Annotated in this window: 14 protein-coding genes and 1 pseudogene; 1 reads left to right on the top strand and 14 read right to left on the bottom strand. The window is 64.0% G+C overall.

What is annotated here, in order from left to right; translation table 11 throughout:
• Positions 1–3: 3 nt before the first annotated feature.
• From nuoM to A9G05_RS13355, 12 genes are all read right to left on the bottom strand, one after another.
• Positions 4–1,533, bottom strand: a complete 1,530-nt coding sequence (gene nuoM, locus A9G05_RS13410; protein WP_069561456.1) for an NADH-quinone oxidoreductase subunit M — start codon at positions 1,531–1,533, stop codon at positions 4–6.
• Between the two features lie 25 nt (positions 1,534–1,558).
• Positions 1,559–3,406 (bottom strand): NADH-quinone oxidoreductase subunit L, encoded by a 1,848-nt coding sequence (gene nuoL, locus A9G05_RS13405; RefSeq protein WP_069561455.1) that lies wholly within the window; start codon positions 3,404–3,406, stop codon positions 1,559–1,561.
• Positions 3,403–3,711: an NADH-quinone oxidoreductase subunit NuoK gene (nuoK, locus tag A9G05_RS13400; protein WP_044405825.1), complete on the bottom strand. Its 309-nt coding sequence runs from the start codon at positions 3,709–3,711 to the stop codon at positions 3,403–3,405. Before nuoK ends, nuoL begins: the two co-directional genes overlap by 4 nt.
• Before the next feature lie 4 nt (positions 3,712–3,715).
• A complete protein-coding gene (gene nuoJ, locus A9G05_RS13395; RefSeq protein ID WP_069561454.1) occupies positions 3,716–4,216 on the bottom strand; it encodes an NADH-quinone oxidoreductase subunit J in 501 nt (166 codons plus the stop codon).
• An 11-nt stretch (positions 4,217–4,227) separates the two neighbouring features.
• Entirely contained in the window at positions 4,228–4,776 is a 549-nt protein-coding gene (gene nuoI / locus A9G05_RS13390) for an NADH-quinone oxidoreductase subunit NuoI (protein ID WP_044405822.1), read from the bottom strand.
• A gap of 10 nt (positions 4,777–4,786) precedes the next feature.
• A complete protein-coding gene (nuoH, locus tag A9G05_RS13385; RefSeq protein WP_069561453.1) occupies positions 4,787–5,776 on the bottom strand; it encodes an NADH-quinone oxidoreductase subunit NuoH in 990 nt (329 codons plus the stop codon).
• Positions 5,773–8,481, bottom strand: a complete 2,709-nt coding sequence (gene nuoG / locus A9G05_RS13380; RefSeq protein WP_069561452.1) for an NADH-quinone oxidoreductase subunit NuoG — start codon at positions 8,479–8,481, stop codon at positions 5,773–5,775. Before nuoG ends, nuoH begins: the two co-directional genes overlap by 4 nt.
• A 96-nt stretch (positions 8,482–8,577) precedes the next feature.
• Positions 8,578–9,924 (bottom strand): NADH-quinone oxidoreductase subunit NuoF, encoded by a 1,347-nt coding sequence (gene nuoF / locus A9G05_RS13375; protein ID WP_069561451.1) that lies wholly within the window; start codon positions 9,922–9,924, stop codon positions 8,578–8,580.
• Positions 9,921–10,412: an NADH-quinone oxidoreductase subunit NuoE gene (gene nuoE / locus A9G05_RS13370; protein WP_069561450.1), complete on the bottom strand. Its 492-nt coding sequence runs from the start codon at positions 10,410–10,412 to the stop codon at positions 9,921–9,923. The genes nuoF and nuoE overlap by 4 nt, the downstream gene beginning before the upstream one ends.
• 1 nt (position 10,413) lies before the next feature.
• Complete coding sequence (gene nuoC / locus A9G05_RS13365; protein ID WP_069561449.1) at positions 10,414–12,195, bottom strand: NADH-quinone oxidoreductase subunit C/D; 1,782 nt, start codon at positions 12,193–12,195, stop codon at positions 10,414–10,416.
• A gap of 62 nt (positions 12,196–12,257) precedes the next feature.
• Positions 12,258–12,935 carry an NADH-quinone oxidoreductase subunit B family protein gene (locus tag A9G05_RS13360; protein ID WP_044405811.1) on the bottom strand — a complete coding sequence of 226 codons (678 nt, stop codon included), beginning with the start codon at positions 12,933–12,935 and terminating at the stop codon, positions 12,258–12,260.
• A 10-nt stretch (positions 12,936–12,945) separates the two neighbouring features.
• Positions 12,946–13,359, bottom strand: a complete 414-nt coding sequence (locus A9G05_RS13355; RefSeq protein ID WP_069561448.1) for an NADH-quinone oxidoreductase subunit A — start codon at positions 13,357–13,359, stop codon at positions 12,946–12,948.
• Positions 13,360–14,068: 709 nt separating this feature from the next.
• Here A9G05_RS13355 and A9G05_RS13350 point away from each other — a divergent pair.
• Complete coding sequence (locus A9G05_RS13350) at positions 14,069–15,319, top strand: pectinacetylesterase family protein (protein ID WP_240920381.1); 1,251 nt, start codon at positions 14,069–14,071, stop codon at positions 15,317–15,319.
• A gap of 32 nt (positions 15,320–15,351) precedes the next feature.
• Here A9G05_RS13350 and A9G05_RS13345 read toward each other — a convergent pair whose 3' ends face one another.
• Both A9G05_RS13345 and A9G05_RS13340 read right to left on the bottom strand, forming a co-directional pair.
• Complete coding sequence (locus tag A9G05_RS13345; RefSeq protein ID WP_240923086.1) at positions 15,352–15,996, bottom strand: hypothetical protein; 645 nt, start codon at positions 15,994–15,996, stop codon at positions 15,352–15,354.
• 34 nt (positions 15,997–16,030) lie between these two features.
• A pseudogene (locus A9G05_RS13340) lies at positions 16,031–16,520 on the bottom strand (DUF4442 domain-containing protein).
• Between the last annotated feature and the right edge of the window lie 93 nt (positions 16,521–16,613).

Genomic DNA, 16,613 nt, shown 5'->3' with positions numbered 1-16,613 from the left:
CAGCTACCGGGCCGAGGCGAGTTGGGTGAAGGCGGCGTCCATCCACTGCTGCACGCCGTGCATGCTGGCAGCGGAGGTGTCCAGCACCGGTTGCGGGTAGACGCCCAGGAGGATCAGCAGCGCGGCGAGGCCGAGCACCATGATCAGTTCGCGGGGCTTGAGGCCCTGCAGCGGGGCGTCGGACTTGGCGGCACCGAAGTGGGCGCGGTGGATCATGATCAGCGAGTAGACCGAGCCGAACACCAGGCCGGTGGCGGCGATGATGGTCACCCACATGGCTTTCTCGAAGGAGCCCAGGAGGATCAGGAACTCGCCCACGAAGTTGCCGGTGCCGGGCAGGCCGAGGGCTGCGGCAGCGAAGAACAGGCTGATGGCCGGCAGATAGGGCATGCGGCTCCAGATGCCACCCATCTGGCGCATGTCACGGGTGTGCAGGCGCTCGTACAGTTGGCCACAGAGGATGAACAGCGCGGCGGCGGACAGGCCGTGGGCCATCATCTGCACCACTGCACCCTGCAGTGCGATCTGGCTGCCGGAGTAGATGGCGATCAGCACGAAGCCCATGTGGGACACGCTGGAGAACGCCACCAGGCGCTTGATATCGGTCTGCGCGAAGGAGAGCAGGGCGCCGTAGACGATGGCGAACACGCCGAGCCAGTGGGCGATGGGCGCGAACTCGGCCGAGGCGTTGGGGAACAGCGGCAGGGCGAAGCGCATCAGGCCGTAGGCGGCAGTCTTCAGCAGGATGCCGGCCAGGTCCACGGAGCCCGCAGTGGGCGCCTGGGCGTGGGCATCCGGCAGCCAGGAGTGGAACGGCACCACCGGGAACTTCACCGCGAAGGCGATGAAGAAGCCCAGCATCAGCAGGTACTCGGCGGTGGGCGTGAGCGGCGTCTTCAGCAGGTCGGCGTAGTTGAAGGTCAGCACGCCGGTGGCGTTGTAGTGCACCAGCACCAGACCGAGGATCGCCACCAGCATCACCAGGCCGCTGGCCTGGGTGAAGATGAAGAACTTGGTGGCGGCGTAGATGCGGGTCTTGCCCTTGCTGCCGCTGTGACCCCAGAGCGCGATGAGGAAGTACATCGGCACCAGCATCATTTCCCAGAAGAAGAAGAACAGGAACAGATCGACGGCCAGGAACACGCCGACCACGCCGCCGAGGATCCACATCAGGTTGAGGTGGAAGAAGCCGACGCGGTTCTGGATTTCGTTCCAGGAGCACAGCACGGACAGCACGCCGAGCAGGCCGGTGAGGGTCACCATCAGCACCGACAGGCCATCCATCGCAAGGTGGATGGTGATGCCGAAGCGCTCGATCCAGTTGACCTTGAACTCGTGCGCCCAGACCGGATCGGCACCCGGGGCGGGGGCCAGGTTGAAGTTGCCGGTGGCCCACAGCCAGAGGCCGAGGCCGAACAACATGGACATGGTCAGCAGCGCAATCCAGCGCGGCAGGGTGGTGCCGAAGCGCTCACCTTGCCAGCACAGCAGGCCGCCGATGAAGGGAATCAGGATTAGCCAGGGCAGAATCATGACGGGCTCAATTCCTTAAGAAGATTCAGGTCAGCAGCACGGCGCCGAGCACCAGCACGGCACCACCCACCAGGGAGACCGCGTACCAGCGGAGCTGGCCGGTCTGGCTGCTGCTCAGCATGCCGTTGCCGCCACGAACGAGGCGCGGGATCAGGCTGATGCCGGAGTCGATCGGGTCGTTGCCCAGCAGGCGGGTGGCCAGCAGGTAGGGCTTGACGAACAGTTTGTCGTAGAGCCAGTCGAAGCCCCAGGCGGCGTACCACCAGGTCCCGAGGAAGCGGCCCGGCGCGCTCTGGGCGACGGCGCTGACGAAGCGACGCTTGCCGAGGAAGAGCAGGGCGGCCAGCAGGATGCCCGCCAGGGCGATGGCGCCCGAGGCGATTTCCAGGCTGTGCTTGGCTTCGCCACCGGCATGGCCGACGCTCTGCGGCAGCACGCCGGCCAGCGGCGGAGTGATCAGCGCACCGATGAAGGTGGACAGCACGATCAGCACCGACAGCGGCAGCCAGTGGGCCACACCATGGCCGGCATGGGCCTCGGTCTTCGCTTCGCCGTGGAAGGCGATGAAGATCAGGCGGAAGGTGTAGATCGAGGTCAGGAAGGCACCGGCCAGGCCTGCGTAGAGCAGCCACTGGTGACCGCTGGCGAAGGCTTCCCAGAGGATCTCGTCCTTGGAGTAGAAACCCGCGGTGACCAGGGGCAGTGCCGCCAGGGCCGCGCCGCCGACGATGAAGCTGGCGTAGGCGAGGGGGAGCTTCTTCCACAGGCCGCCCATCTTGAAGATGTTCTGCTCGTGGTGACAGGCGTTGATCACCGCACCGGAGGCGAGGAACAACAGGGCCTTGAAGAAGGCGTGGGTCATCAGGTGGAAGATCGCCGCATCCCATGCCCCCACGCCCAGGGCGAGGAACATGTAGCCGATCTGGCTCATGGTGGAGTAGGCGAGGATGCGCTTGATGTCGGTCTGCACCAGCGCGGCGAAGCCGGCCAGCACCAGGGTGACGCCACCGACGATGCCCACCAGTTCGAGGATCTCGGGGGTGAGCAGGAACAGGCCGTGGGTCCGGGCGATCAGGTAGACGCCCGCGGTGACCATGGTGGCCGCGTGGATCAGTGCGGAAACCGGGGTCGGGCCGGCCATGGCGTCGGCCAGCCAGGTCTGCAGCGGCAGTTGGGCGGACTTGCCCACGGCGCCGCCGAGCAGCATCAGGGTGGCGAACCACAGCCAGCTGTCACCGGCCACGTACTTCTCGGGTGCCAGCTTCATCAGCTCCTGGATGTTCAGGGTGCCGAGGTACATGAACAGGATGAACAGGCCGATGGCCATGAACACGTCGCCGATGCGGGTGACGATGAAGGCCTTGAGCGCGGCGTTACCGTTGTTCGGGTTGCTGTAGTAGAAGCCGATCAGCAGGTAGGAGCACAGGCCCACGCCTTCCCAGCCGAAGTACAGGAACAGCAGGTTATCGCCCAGCACCAGGAACAGCATGCTGGTGATGAACAGGTTGGTGTAGGAGAAGAAGCGCGAGTAGCCCTCTTCACCGCGCATGTACCAGGAGGCGAACAGGTGGATCAGGAAGCCGACGCCGGTGACCACGCCGAGCATGGTGACCGAGAGGCCGTCCAGGTAGAGCGTGAAGCTGGGCGCGAAGTTGTTCACGCTCATCCACTGCCAGAGCACCTGGGTGTAGACACCGCCTTCCGGTGGCGACACGTGGAACTGCCAGATGACCCAGGCGGCCGTGAGCGCGGAGAGGCCGACGGAGCCGACGCCGATCACGGCGGAGGCGTTTTCGGAGAGACGCCCGCGGGAGAACGACAGGACGAACCAGCCGAGCAGCGGGAACAGGAAGGTCAGGAATAGAAGGTTCATCCGCGCATCTCGCTGGCAGCGTCGATATCGAGGGTGTGGAAGCGGCGATACAGTTGCAGCAGGATCGCCAGGCCGATGCTGGCCTCGGCGGCTGCGAGGGTGATCACCAGAATGAACATGATCTGGCCGTCGGCCTGGGCCCAGCGGGCACCGGCGACCACGAAGGCCAGGGCGGCCGAGTTCATCATCACTTCCAGGCTCATCAGGACGAAGAGGATGTTACGGCGCACCATCAGGCCGGCGAGCCCAAGGGCGAAGAGGATGCCGGCGACGGCGAGCCCGTGTTCCAGTGGGATTGCACTCATGGCATTACTCCTTCGCTTCGTGGCGGCCGAGGTGGTAGGCCGCGACCAGTGCTGCCAGCAGCAGCATGGAGGCCAGCTCCACCGCCAGCAGGTAAGGGCCGAACAGGCTGATGCCGACGGCTTTCGCGTCCACGGTGGTGTGGCCGATTGCAGCGCCGCTCTGCTGGCTGAACAGCACGTACAGCAGCTCGGCCAGCAGGGCGAAGGAGAGGGCGGCAGGGCTGACCCAGATCCCGGGCGTGAGCCACTTGCGCTCCTGCTCCACCACGGCCGGGCCGAGGTTGAGCATCATCACCACGAAGACGAAGAGCACCATGATGGCGCCAGCGTAGACGATGATCTCCAGGGCACCGGCGAAGGGCGCACCCAGGGCGAAGAAGCACATCGATACCGCCAGCAGCGAGACGATGAGGTAGAGCAGGGCATGCACCGGGTTGGTGTTGGTGATCACCCGCAGGGTGGACACCACGGCGACGCCGGCAGCGAAATAGAAAGCGAATTCCACGCAACGTCTCCTTAGGGCAGCAGGCTCTTCACGTTGATCGGTTCGGCCTCGTTCTGCGCGGCACCTTTCGGTTTGCCGGCAATGGCCATGCCCGCCACGCGATAGAAGTTGTAGTCCGGGTTCTTGCCGGGGCCGGAGATCAGCAGGTCTTCCTTCTCGTAGACCAGGTCCTGGCGCTTGTACTCGCCCATCTCGAAATCCGGCGTCAGCTGGATCGCGGTGGTGGGGCAGGCTTCTTCGCACAGGCCGCAGAAGATGCAGCGGGAGAAGTTGATGCGGAAGAACTCGGGGTACCAGCGCCCGTCTTCGGTCTCGGCCTTCTGCAGCGAGATGCAGCCGACCGGGCAGGCCACGGCGCACAGGTTGCAGGCCACGCAGCGTTCTTCGCCGTCGGGGTCGCGGGTCAGCACGATGCGGCCGCGGTAGCGCGGCGGCAGGTACACGGGCTCTTCGGGGTATTGCAGGGTGTCACGCTTGCGGAAGCCGTGGGAGAACACCATCACCAGGCTGCGAAGTTGGGTGAAGGTGCCGGCTACCACGTCATAGATGTACTTGATCATGGGCTTCTCCTTACTGGACCGCGAGCACGACGGCGCCGGTCACCAGCAGGTTGATCAGGGTCAGCGGGAGGCAGAACTTCCAGCTGAAGGCCATCACCTGGTCATAGCGCGGACGCGGGATCGACGCGCGGAGCAGGATGAACAGCATGATGAAGAAGGCGGTCTTCAGGGCGAACCAGATGAACGGGATCTGCGGCAGGATGCCGAAGGGGCCGTGCCAACCGCCGAAGAACAGGGTGACCAGCAGCGCGGACACCAGCACGATGCCGATGTACTCGCCGACGAAGAACATGCCCCATTTCATGCCGGCGTACTCGATGTGGTAGCCGTCGGCCAGTTCCTGTTCCGCTTCCGGCTGGTCGAAGGGGTGACGGTGGGTCACTGCGACGCCGGCGATGAAGAAGGTACAGAAGCCGAAGAACTGCGGAATGATGAACCACAGGTGCTGGGCCTGGTATTCGACGATGTCGCGCAGGTTGAACGAGCCGACCTGGGCGACGATACCCATCAGCGACAGGGCCAGGAACACCTCGTAGGAGACGGTCTGGGCCGAGGCGCGCAGGCTGCCGAGCAGGGCGAACTTGTTGTTGCTCGACCAGCCGGCGAAGAGCACCGCGTACACGGTGATGCCGGCCATGGCGAAGAAGAACAGGATGCCGATGTTCAGGTCGGCGACGCCCCAGGTGGGGGTGATCGGCACCACGGCGAAGGCGATGAGCAGGGCGCTCATGGCGATCACCGGCGCCAGGGTGAAGATCATCTTGTCGGCGAACGGCGGCGTCCAGTCTTCCTTGAAGAACATCTTCAGCATGTCGGCGGCGATCTGGAACATGCCGAACGGACCGACGCGGTTGGGGCCGTAGCGATCCTGCCACCAGCCCAGCAGGCGTCGTTCGACGAAGCTCAGCAGGGCGCCGCAGACGACCACGGCAAGCAGGATGACGATGGCCTTGACCACCGCGATGATGACGTCGATCACCTCGGGAGTGAGCCAGCTCATTGCGCGGCCTCCTGCAGCAGGGTGACGGTGGCGCCAGCGACGGCGCCCGGGATGCCCGGCAGACCGGCTGGCAGGCCTACCAGGCCGACGGCCAGCTCTTCGCGTATTTGCAGCGGCAGGCGCAGGGCCTGGCCGTTGACCCGAACGATCAGGTGAGCGCCATCGTTGACGCCGAGGCGGTCCGCCTCGGACTTTGCCAGGGCCACGTAGGCCTCGGGCATACGCGCCTGGATCGGCGCGGCGCGGGAGGAGTTCTCCTCGCTGCCGAACAGGTGATGCAGCGGGACGACCTGCCAGGTACCTTGCACCGGGTTGAACGGCGCGGCGACGCTGAACCAGGGCAGGGGATTGCCCTTGGCCTCGATCAGGCGCACGCCCGGATCACCGGCACGCAGGTGGCCGCCGACTTCGTCCTGGAACTTGTTCCAGGCCTGGGGCGAGTTCCAGCCGGGCGACCAGGCGAAGGGGATCTGCTGACGGGGCTCGGCACTGCCGGCGTAGCCTTCCATGGAGAAGGCGAACGGGGAGTCCTGGTCCTGCGGCTGGCGCGGCTCGTGCACGCTGATGTTGGCGCGCATGGCGGTACGACCGCTGTAGCGGTGCGGCTCGCGGGCCAGCTTGAGGCCCTTGATGCGGAACGAGGCGCTGGGCGCGGCGTCGCGGATCGAGGCCAGTTGGTTGTTGCTGTCGGCGACGGCGGCGGTGACCTGGTCCAGTTGGGTCCAGTCGACGGACTTGCCTTCCAGGGTGCTGTGCAGAGCATGCAGCCAGCGCCAGCCCTCGCGAACGAGGATGTTGGCGTCGTAATAGGTCGGGTCGTAGACCTGGAAGAAACGCTGGGCGCGGCCTTCCTGGCTGACCAGGGTGCCGTCGCCTTCGGCGAAGCTGGCGGCCGGCAGCACCAGATGGGCGCGTTCGACGGTCGCGGTCTGCTGGTGGTCGGCGACGATCACCACCTTGGCGGCGGCCAGGGCGGCGTCCACCTTGGCGGTGTCGGCACGGCGGTAGAGGTCGTTCTCGAGGACGACGACCGCGTCGGCCTGGCCGGAGATCAGGGCCTCCAGGGCTGCGTCCAGGGATTCACCGCCGAACAGGGCCAGGCCCATGCTGTTGGCTTCCGGTACCACCAGGCTGATGGAGCCGTTCTTCTCGCGGTTCTTCAGGGCGCTGGCGATGTTCGCGGCGGCTTCGATGAGGGCTTTTTCGCCCAGGGAAGCGCCGGAGACGATCAGCGGGCGCTTGGCGGCCAGCAGGGCATTGGCAATGCGCTGGACCAGCTCGCGGGCCTCGGCCTCCAGCCCTTCCACGGCGGGTGCGCTCGGGTCGATGGCGTGGGCCACGGCGAAGCCGATGCGGGCCAGGTCAGCCGGGGCGGCATGCACGCTTTCGGTGGCGACGTCGTCGAGGCGGGTCTCGGTGACGCTGGCGATGAACAGCGGGTTCAGGGCGTGCTGGGCGACGTTCTGCACGGCGGCCATGTGCCAGTCCTGGATCTTCATCGAGGCGGCGATCTCGGTGGCCTTGCCCTTGACCGACTGGCGCAGGGCCAGGGCGACGCGCGCGGCGGTCTGGGTGAGGTCTTCGCCGAGGACGAAGACGGCGTCGTGGCTTTCGATATCACGCAGGGTGGGCACCGGCAGCGGGCCGTTCTGCAGGATGTCGCGGATGAGGCGGATGTTTTCCAGTTCGCCGGCAGCGATGCCGGAGTAGTAGCTGGCTTCGCCCACCAGTTCACGCAGGGCGAAGTTGGACTCCAGGCTGGCGCGCGGCGAGCCGATGCCGATCACGCGCTTGCCCTTGAGCAGTTCGGCGGCCTTGTCCAGCGCGGCGTCGAGCCCCAGCTTCTGGGTGCCGAACAGTGGTTGGCGCGGGCGATCTTCACGGTTGACGTAGCCGTAGCCGAAACGGCCGCGGTCGCAGAGGAAGTACTGGTTCACCGAGCCGTTGAAGCGGTTCTCGATGCGGCGGATCTCGCCGTAGCGCTCACCAGGGCTGATGTTGCAGCCGCTGGAGCAGCCGTGGCAGATGCTCGGGGCGAACTGCATGTCCCACTTGCGGTTGTAGCGCTCGGAGTGGGTCTTGTCGGTGAACACACCGGTCGGGCAGACCTCGACCAGGTTGCCGGAGAATTCGCTCTCCAGGGTGCCGTTCTCGACCCGTCCGAAGTAGACGTTGTCGTGGGCGCCGTAGACGCCCAGGTCGGTGCCGCCGGCGTAGTCCTTGTAGTAGCGCACGCAGCGGTAGCAGGCGATGCAGCGGTTCATCTCGTGGGCGATGAACGGGCCGAGTTCCTGGTTCTGGTGGGTGCGCTTGGTGAAGCGGTAGCGACGGGCGTTGTGGCCGGTCATCACCGTCATGTCCTGCAGGTGGCAGTGACCGCCTTCCTCGCACACAGGGCAGTCGTGCGGGTGGTTGGTCATCAGCCATTCGACGACGCTGGCGCGGAACTGCTTCGCCTCTTCGTCCTCGATGGAGATCCAGGTGTTGTCAGTGGCAGGGGTCATGCAGGACATGACGAGGCGACCGCGTTTGTCGTTTTCGTCGGTGTACTGCTTGACCGCGCACTGGCGGCAGGCGCCGACGCTACCGAGCGCCGGGTGCCAGCAGAAGTAGGGGATGTCGAGTCCGAGTGACAGACAGGCCTGCAGGAGGTTGTCTGCACCATCGACTTCGAGCGTCTTGCCGTCTACGTGGATAGTGGCCATGGTTCAGTCTTCATCTGCCCGTTACCGGGCTTGGCTAATGGAATCTGGTTGCGATCGGGGCCGCTTGTGGCAGCCGCCAACCGTCGGAACTGGCTCTTATGCGCCGACCACTTCGGGTCGGTTCGCCGGTGCGTTGCGGGCAATGCCTGCCTCGAACTCCGGTCGGAAATACTTCAGCGCGCTACCCAGTGGCTCGACGGCACCCGGTGCGTGGGCGCAGAAGGTCTTGCCTGGGCCGAGGAAATTCACCAGGCCTTCCAGGGTCTCCAGGTCGCCGGCCTGACCCTCGCCGCGCTCGAGGGCGCGCAGGACCTTGACACTCCAGGGCAGGCCATCCCGGCAGGGGGTGCACCAGCCACAGGACTCGCGGGCGAAGAACTCTTCCATGTTGCGCAGCAGCGAGACCATGTTGATGCTGTCATCCACGGCGAGCGCCAGGCCGGTGCCCATGCGGGTGCCGACCTTGGCGATGCCGGCGGCGTACATGGAGGCATCCAGATGCTCGGGCAGCAGGAAACCGGTGCCGGCGCCGCCGGGCTGCCAGGCCTTCAGCTTGAAGCCGTCGCGCATGCCGCCAGCGTAGTCCTCGAACAGCTCGCGGGCGCTGACGCCGAAGGGCAGTTCCCAGAGGCCGGGGTTCTTCACCTTGCCGGAGAAGCCCATGAGCTTGGTGCCCATGTCTTCGCTGCCCGGGCGGGCGAGTCCCTTGTACCAGTCCACGCCGTTGGCAACGATCGCCGGGACGTTGCACAGGGTCTCGACGTTGTTGACGCAGGTGGGCTTGCCCCAGACGCCGACGGCGGCGGGGAAGGGCGGCTTGGCGCGGGGGTTGGCGCGGCGACCTTCGAGGGAGTTGATCAGGGCGGTTTCTTCACCGCAGATGTAGCGGCCGGCGCCCGTGTGGACGAACAGCTCGAAGTCGAAGCCCGACCCGAGGATGTTCTTGCCCAGCAGGCCGGCGGCCTTGGCTTCGTCGATGGCGCGGTTGAGGTTGCGGGCGGCGTCGACGTACTCGCCACGCAGGAAGATGTAGCCGCGATAGGCCTTGAGGGCGCGGGCGCTGATCAGCATGCCTTCCACCAGCAGGTGGGGCAGTTGCTCCATCAGCAGGCGGTCCTTCCAGGTGTTGGGTTCCATCTCATCCGCGTTGCACAGCAGGTAGCGGATGTTCATGGATTCGTCGGCGGGCATCAGGCCCCACTTCACGCCGGTGGGGAAGCCCGCACCGCCGCGGCCCTTGAGGCCGGAGTCCTTGACCTGCTGGACGATGTCGGCCTGGGCCATCTCGCCCAGAGCCTTGCGTGCCGCCGCGTAGCCGTTCTTCTGCTGGTATTCCTCGAGCCAGACAGGCTGGGCGTCTTCACGCAGGCGCCAGGTCAGCGGGTGCGTCTCGGCGCTGCGCTGGATGCGGTTGGCCGGTCCTACGGAGGTGAGGGTGCTCATTGATAGGCCTCCAGCAGTTGCGCGACGCCCTCGGCGCTGACGTTGCCGAAGGTGTCGTCGTCGATCATCAGAGCCGGCGCCTTGTCGCAGTTGCCCAGGCAGCACACCGGCAGCAGGGTGAAGCGGTTGTCGGCTGTGGTCTGGCCAAGCCCGATGCCGAGCTGCTCCTGGATACGGCCCAGCACGGATTCATGGCCACCGATGAAGCAGGTCATGCTGTCGCACACGCGGATCACGTGGCGGCCGACCGGCTGGCGGAAGATCTGGCTGTAGAAGGTGGCAACGCCTTCGACGTCGCTGGCAGGGATGCCGAGGATCTCGCCAATGGCGTCGGCGGCGCCATCCGGCACCCAGCCACGCTCCTTCTGGACGATCTTGAGGGCTTCGATGGACGCCGCGCGCGGGTCCTCGTAATGGTGCATTTCGTGCTCGATGGCCGAGCGCTCGGTTTCGCTGAGGACGAAACGGTCGGTCTGGATAATGCTCATGTCAGCGGTCCACGTCAGCCATAACGAAGTCGATACTGCCCAGATAGGCGATCAGGTCGGCCACCATGCTGCCGCGGATCACTGAGGGGATCTGTTGCAGGTGAGGGAAGCTGGGCGTCCGGATCCGGGTGCGGTAGCTCATGGTGCTGCCGTCGCTCGTCAGGTAGTAGCTGTTGATGCCCTTGGTCGCCTCGATCATCTGGAAGGCCTCATTGGCCGGCATGACCGGGCCCCAGGAAACCTGCAGGAAGTGGGTGATCAGGGTTTCGATGTGCTGCAGCGTGCGCTCTTTCGGTGGCGGCGTGGTCAGCGGGTGGTCAGCTTTGTAGGGGCCTTCCGGCATGTTTTTCAGGCACTGGTCGATGATGCGGATACTCTGGCGCATCTCTTCCACGCGGACCATGCAGCGGTCGTAGGCATCGCCGTTGTGGGCCAGCGGGACTTCGAATTCGAAGTTCTCGTAGCCGGAGTAGGGGCGAGCCTTGCGCAGGTCGAAATCGCAGCCGGTGGCACGTAGGCCGGCACCGGTGGTGCCCCATTCCAGGGCTTCCTTGGTGTTGTACTGGGCGACGCCGATGGTCCGGCCTTTGAGAATGCTGTTCTGCAGGGCGGCCTTGGTGTACTCGTCCAGGCGCTTGGGCAGCCAGTCGACGAACTCCTTGACCAGCTTGTCCCAGCCGCGCGGCAGGTCATGGGCGACACCGCCGATGCGGTACCAGGCCGGGTGCAGGCGGAAGCCGGTGATGGCCTCGATGACCTTGTAGGCGCGCTGGCGGTCGGTGAAAGTGAAGAACACCGGCGTCATGGCGCCCACGTCCTGGATATAGGTGCCCAGGAACAGCAGGTGGCTGGTAATGCGGAAGAACTCGGCCAGCATGATGCGGATGGTATCGACCTTCTGCGGTACCTGGATGCCGGCGAGCTTCTCGACAGCCAGTACGTACGGCAGGTTGTTCATCACCCCGCCGAGGTAGTCGATGCGGTCGGTGTAGGGGATGAAGCTGTGCCAGGACTGGCGCTCGGCCATTTTCTCGGCGCCACGGTGGTGGTAGCCGATGTCCGGGACGCAGTCGACGATCTCTTCACCGTCCAGCTGCAGCACGATGCGGAAGGCACCGTGGGCGGAGGGGTGGTTGGGGCCGAGGTTGAGGAACATGTAGTCCTCGTTCTCGCCCTGGCGCTTCATGCCCCAGTCCTCGGGGTTGAAGCGGGCGGCTTCTTCCTCGAGCTGCTGCTTGGCCAGCGTGAGGCTGTAGGGATCGAACTCGGTGGCGCGCGCCGGGTAGTCCTTGCGCAGTGGGTGACCCTGCCAGGTGGGCGGCATCATGATGCGGGTCAGGTGTGGGTGCCCGGTGAAGGTGATGCCGTAGAGGTCCCAGACCTCGCGTTCGTACCAGTTGGCGTTGGGCCAGATCCTGGTGACGCTGGGCAGGTTGAGGTCGCCCTCGGACAAGGCGACCTTGATCATCACGTCACTGTTACGTTCCAGCGAGATCAGGTGGTAGAACACCGTGAAGTCGGCGCCCGGCAGGCCGCGGCGCTGGGTGCGCAGGCGCTCGTCGACGCCATGCAGGTCGTACAGCATGACGAAGGGGCGGGGGGCGTTGCGCAGGAAGGTCAGTACTTCGACGAGCTTTTCGCGGGGGACCCAGATCACCGGCATGCCGGTGCGGGTTGCCTGGATAGTGAAGCTCTCGGCGCCGAAGCGGGAGTTCAGCTCAACGACGACATCTTGGTCGTCAGCCTTGTAAGGCGGAATAGACAGAACGGTGTCTGCAGTCATGGTCTCGGTCGCTTTCGGTCAACGTACAGAGTGAAACGGGCCTCCTCGTGGAAGGGCCCGAATCAGACTTCGTCGGGGCTGCGCAGGTTGGTGACCTGAATACGCTGTTCGCGGCGCTGTTCCTTCTGCGACGGCATTTCGGCACGGTAGATGCCTTGGTCGCCGACGACCCAGGAAAGCGGGCGGCGCTCCTGGCCGATGGATTCCTGCAGCAGCATCAGGCCTTGCAGGAATGCCTCCGGACGGGGAGGGCAGCCAGGGATGTACACATCCACGGGGAGGAATTTGTCCACGCCCTGGACCACCGAGTAGATGTCGTACATGCCACCGGAGTTTGCGCAAGAGCCCATCGAGATCACCCACTTGGGCTCCAGCATCTGCTCATAGAGGCGCTGGATGATGGGCGCCATCTTGATGAAGCAGGTGCCGGCGATGACCATGAAGTCAGCCTGGCGGGGTGATGCGCGAATGACCTCGGCACCGAAGCGGGCAATGTCGTGGGGAGCAGTGAAAGCGGTGGTCATCTCCACGTAGCAGCACGACAGACCGAAGTTGTACGGCCAAAGGGAGTTCTTGCGACCCCAGTTGACCGCGTTGCTCAGAACATCTTCGAGTTTGCCCATGAAGATGTTCTTGTGGACCTGATCTTCTAGCAGAGGGTCAGTGACGACCTCCCGCTCGCCGATCGGGTACTGCTCGTTGGGAGCAGTCGGATCGATCCGAGTAAGTTTGTATTGCATTGCCAAAGCCTCATTGTTTTAGCTTCGCCTGCCGATTGCGACGACCTTCGGGGGCCCAGTCCAGGGCCCCGATGCGCCAGAGATAGGCAAGACCTGCCAACAGAATTGCTATGAAAATGGATGCTTCGATGAGCCCGGCCCATCCGCTTTCGCGAACAGAAACGGCCCATGCGAAGAGAAAGAGGGCTTCGACGTCGAAGATCACGAAGAGCATCGCGACCAGATAGAACTTGGCGGAAAGGCGGAGGCGGGCGCTGCCGGTAGGCAGCATCCCGGATTCGAAGGGGTCGTTCTTCGCGCGGCCAAAGGCGCGACTGCCGAGGAGGGCGGAGACGCCGAGCATGAATGCGATCAGGCCGAACACGCCCAGCAGGAAAACAGCGAAACCCCAGTTATGGGACAGGATGGCAGTGGCTTCCGACATGCCCGAACTCCTTCTACAAGGAACGGCGTTCACTCGAGTTATTAGGGTTATGCCGGAGCAGAAGCACCCAGCAATCTATTCGAACAATTTTATGCCCGTAAGGGGGAACAAGTAAATTTTTCAGGTCGAAAAATTAACTCCAAGGGCAGTAAAAGGACCTTGTACTGCCATGAAAGCCCCGTAGGTCGGGGTTTTCAGCTTTTTGTTAGGCCTTGGTCGGATTGCGTCGCTATGCCGCAGCGGCAAGTTATGTTTTGTGGATGAGAGTCATTCGCGTTTGATTGGGGAATATTTAGCCACTACTGAATTAATCCTACAAAGGCGACTAAAAGTTACCGGTGCATTAGCGCCAACTACTACAACGGTAGCGGTTTCTATCCCGAATAATTCTGGCAACAGCTTATTGAGGCACTTTGGATGCTGTACTAGCGTACCAGCTGCGCTTTTCTACAGCGCTTTCCCCTGTTTCCCGGCGGTACTCAGGGGGTCAATCGGACCCCCATGTCCTTGGATATTCCGGGGCTTGGTGGTCACCACCAAAACACCAAGAAAGAGGGAACTGCCCATGAGGCTTGCTACACGCCTGCGTTGCAGCGTCATTCTACTGTCCTGCCTATTACCCGCCGTACATGCTCATGCCGAAGTTGGCGACTACGGTTTCTGGAAGACACTCCGTAACCTGACCTCCCCGCCCTCAGCGGACAACCCTGTGCGTGCTGAGCAGCGCGTGGGGCCTTATCCCATGCTCGGCAACCCTGCAGGCTTCAAGTCAGGTTTCTCGCCGGCGCGTTACTACGCCTGGCAGACCGTCCAGCTTGCACCCGAAACCGGCGCAGTGTGCGGCGACGGCTCGCCGTACAAGTTCTTCATCAACCGGGTTCCGAACACCACCAATACGATCATCTACATGGAAGGTGGTGGAGCCTGCTGGGACTACGCCAGTTGCACAGGACAGACCGGTATCCGCGGGGCGCGCAACCCCAATGGCATTCCGGATGACTACATGAAACTGATGAACCCCAGTGCCAGCCTTGTCAGCCCCTTCGTGGTCCGTCTTCATCCCTATTCGCGGGTGAAGACCCAGAAGTGGAACATGGTTTATATCCCCTACTGCACGGGGGATCTCTATGCCGGGGACAAGGTCGCCACGTACGACGATCCGGCTGGACAGAAGCCGCCCCTGACTTGGCACCACAACGGCTTGCGCAATGGTCGCGCCGTGCTGGGCTGGCTGAAAGACAACATGCCTCGTCCTGGGCAGATGCTTTCTACCGGTTGCAGTGCCGGCGGCGCAGGTAGCTTGGTCAGCCACGGTATCCTGCGACAGGACCTGGCTCCGGATCGCGGCTTCCTGATTGATGACTCGGGGCCGATATTCGATGCGATGGTCGGTGGTGACAGCCAGACATATCCCTCCTTGCCCTTGCAAAATCTCATACGCGGTGCGTGGGGGTTGGATGAAGGGCCGCTGCAATACCTGCAACGTCGCTTGCCAGGTGTGAGCTTGTCCAATCTCGGCAGCATCTATCCGGCGCTGGCTTCTAACCTGCCGGGTGATCGTCTGGGACACACCCATTTCTGGCAGGACCTCAACTACTCGTCCTACTCCTACGAGCGGTTCTACCCGGAGATCATGAACGCGCCTGACAAGGCCACCAAGGAGGCCTTGATCAAGGCCAAATGGAAGGCAGATACGGAGCGCTTGAACAGTACGCTGGCCAACCTGCCGAACTTCGGCGGTTACTTCCCTCAGTACCGGGCTCTGAACGAAAGCCATTGCACAACGATCGTCGATTTCAAAAATGGCGATATTCAGGAGCAAGGGCTTGAGCTGAGCCACTTCATCGACAGCGTGCTCAATGGCAGGGGGCCGGTGTTGGACGCCTCCGAGATCAGCGATGCCGCTGACCGTGCGAAGCCCTACAACCTCATCTACGCCCTGATCAACAAACTGCTGTAAAGAAAGGCCGGGGGCGCATTGCGCGCCCTCGGTCAGCGGTAGGCTTGCTCTCGTGCTTCCTGCAGCCGTTGGCGCAGGTACTCATTGCGACTGAGGCCTTCGGGTATGGCCTGCATGGCGTTGACTTCATCGACGATGCGCCTTTCCTCCCGCTTGTATCGCTCGAATTGCGGTGAGCGCTGTTGGGCGCGGGCTTTCTCCCTTGCCTCGCTGGCGGCCTGATAACGGCCTATCAGTGCTTCTGAGCGGGCAGTCTGCTCCGCAGGGTCGTCGACACTGGCGCGGATCAGTGCAATCTGCAGCAGTACGGACTCGCCGGCGGCCAGTTCACCTTTTGCCTCCTTCTCCTCCAGTCCTTTGCGCAGACGCTCGGCTTCAGCCTCACGCTCAGCGGGGGAAAGTGCGGCGGCTTTGTCGAAGAAGCCCCGGTATTCGGCATCGAATGCCAAGCGCTTGGCGTACTCGTCCGCTTGGGCCAGGTCATTGGCGCTCTTGGCGCCCGATCGAGCATCTGTCGGTGCTTGCAAGGGGTTGGTGGATGCGTTGCTTTCCGAAAGAGTGGGCAGCGTCGACGCCTGAAGGGGAGAGGCATCAGGCTGCAAGCGCCAGAATAGGGTGGCACCTGCTGTGGTGATCGCGAGCGCAATGGCGCTGAGGAACATGGTCTTGTTGGTCATCGTGCCTCCTGCACAGGATTAAGTGCCGGCAAGCTTAGTCGACGCGCTCTTTCCTACGCGGCACCCAGGCCCAGATCATCTCGCAGCGGATCGGCTCGGCACCGCTCTCGTCGGTCACGCGCACCTCCACGGTCACCTCGCCCTTTTCCTCCTCCTCGATCCGGCGTAATTGCTCGGACGAAAGCCGCGCTTCGGCCCTGAGGCCGCCACTTGCTCGCCGAAGGTAGTCCACGTGCAGCGTGCGAATCAGCGGAATGCGGGTATCCGGCACGCTCATGCCCACCAGGATGCCCGTCGCCGACTCCGCCAGCAGCGCCATGCACGCCTCCGATGTGGTTTTGTACGCGCCTGCGGTTGGCCAGGCTCATCACCGCCCGGTCGGGGCCCAGGTGATGGACGCGGATGCGCCCGGTACCGGCGAACTTCACCTGGCTGCCGATCAGCAGGCTCAGCAAGGGGGTGTGCAGTGCAGCGGGGAGGCGGGTGATCAGCCAGGTGGCTTTGGCAAGGCGGTTGGTCGGCATGGCGAGGCTCGTGGTGAGTGAGCCGCCAGTCTCCCAGTGTCAAAAGGGACCGGCCATTGCTGGCCGGTCGGAGTGCCCTGGCAGTTCGGCCAG

Source organism: Pseudomonas sp. ENNP23 (assembly GCF_001728945.1).
GTDB lineage: Bacteria > Pseudomonadota > Gammaproteobacteria > Pseudomonadales > Pseudomonadaceae > Metapseudomonas > Metapseudomonas otitidis.
The sequence above is the reverse complement of the archived record's forward strand: the minus strand, read 5'-3'. Positions and strand labels throughout refer to the sequence as shown.

Bases quoted from the DNA above. Each gene is read 5' to 3' on its own strand.
- nuoM (WP_069561456.1), bottom strand. From the start codon at position 1,533: ATGATTCTGCCCTGGCTAATCCTGATTCCCTTCATCGGCGGCCTGCTG.
- nuoL (WP_069561455.1), bottom strand. From the start codon at position 3,406: ATGAACCTTCTATTCCTGACCTTCCTGTTCCCGCTGCTCGGCTGGTTC.
- nuoK (WP_044405825.1), bottom strand. From the start codon at position 3,711: ATGAGTGCAATCCCACTGGAACACGGGCTCGCCGTCGCCGGCATCCTC.
- nuoI (WP_044405822.1), bottom strand. From the start codon at position 4,776: ATGATCAAGTACATCTATGACGTGGTAGCCGGCACCTTCACCCAACTT.
- nuoH (WP_069561453.1), bottom strand. From the start codon at position 5,776: ATGAGCTGGCTCACTCCCGAGGTGATCGACGTCATCATCGCGGTGGTC.
- nuoG (WP_069561452.1), bottom strand. From the start codon at position 8,481: ATGGCCACTATCCACGTAGACGGCAAGACGCTCGAAGTCGATGGTGCA.
- nuoF (WP_069561451.1), bottom strand. From the start codon at position 9,924: ATGAGCACCCTCACCTCCGTAGGACCGGCCAACCGCATCCAGCGCAGC.
- nuoE (WP_069561450.1), bottom strand. From the start codon at position 10,412: ATGAGCATTATCCAGACCGACCGTTTCGTCCTCAGCGAAACCGAGCGC.
- nuoC (WP_069561449.1), bottom strand. From the start codon at position 12,195: ATGACTGCAGACACCGTTCTGTCTATTCCGCCTTACAAGGCTGACGAC.
- A9G05_RS13360 (WP_044405811.1), bottom strand. From the start codon at position 12,935: ATGCAATACAAACTTACTCGGATCGATCCGACTGCTCCCAACGAGCAG.
- A9G05_RS13355 (WP_069561448.1), bottom strand. From the start codon at position 13,359: ATGTCGGAAGCCACTGCCATCCTGTCCCATAACTGGGGTTTCGCTGTT.
- A9G05_RS13345 (WP_240923086.1), bottom strand. From the start codon at position 15,996: ATGACCAACAAGACCATGTTCCTCAGCGCCATTGCGCTCGCGATCACC.